Genomic DNA, 995 nt, shown 5'->3' with positions numbered 1-995 from the left:
CTTTTTTTTCATAATTTCAATGATTATTTAAATTAAGAACTCCTCCTAAGTTAGAAACTTTCCAGGTTTCCGACGAAGGAGGATTTGTTCAACAATGTATAACCGCAATTACGGCGGATTCGACTGCGTCCGAATCCACTCGGAATTGCTAACGCCAGTGCTTAACCGAAAATCATTAACTTTAATCCCGTAACTGACGGTTATACGAAACCGTTGTAAAGCATTAAAAATGAACCGAGTTCTTTTGATATTAGCCACGATACTATTTGTCAGTTGTCAAACAGAGACAGAACTGTTTGATGATGTTAATGAAATGGCTGAATTTGATAGAGATTATAAACTAACTTTAATTCAATCAGGAAAGGAAAGTGGCTTTTTAGAACCAATAATGGAATATAGCCTCTATATGGTGGACAGTATAGATTTTCGAAACTTGGAAAATTCAGTTTTGACAAATGACATGTTTAAGGAAGGCACATTCTACCTCAATATTGAATTGAACGACTATATCTACGAGAATGACCTCGACATTATCAATATGTCCAGATCATTAATTACTAAGAATAAGTATGACAAAGTTTATTACCTATACCTTTTGTCAGACGGAAAAACTATCGCAGTTTGCAAAATCAACTCGTGAAAAAAAATAAAACGCTTTACAATAACTAAGCATTCGAATGGCCGATAGGCCTATACTTGAATGCAGTGTTGACAAGTCCGGTGCTTGAAAATGTTACTATGGGTAAATCGACGAGAGCGTAGAGGGTATTAGCTGGTTTTTCTCTCTGTCTTACTCTTTAATTCATTGATAACCCGGCTTTCTGGTTCAATAATTTCTACTTCCTAAACCACAATCAGTGTCTGTTTATGGTTTTTAGTTTCCTTTGGACATAGTGATCCCCTACGTCCGATGGCGTTACTTTGATTATTGGGTTAATAGGCTGGTCTTCCAGTGTTGTGGTGGCCCACGCCCATCAAAAACAGCTACGGTTACC

At 36.9% G+C, this 995-nt stretch carries 1 protein-coding gene; it reads left to right on the top strand.

The window, feature by feature from the left end:
* The first annotated feature begins 229 nt into the window (after positions 1-229).
* Positions 230-640 carry a hypothetical protein gene (locus HH304_RS21095; protein WP_169685282.1) on the top strand — a complete coding sequence of 137 codons (411 nt, stop codon included), beginning with the start codon at positions 230-232 and terminating at the stop codon, positions 638-640.
* Positions 641-995: the final 355 nt, after the last annotated feature.

It is taken from the genome of Marinigracilibium pacificum, from assembly GCF_012926615.1.
Taxonomy (GTDB): Bacteria; Bacteroidota; Bacteroidia; order Cytophagales; family Cyclobacteriaceae; genus Mangrovivirga; species Mangrovivirga pacifica.
The sequence above is the reverse complement of the archived record's forward strand: the minus strand, read 5'-3'. Positions and strand labels throughout refer to the sequence as shown.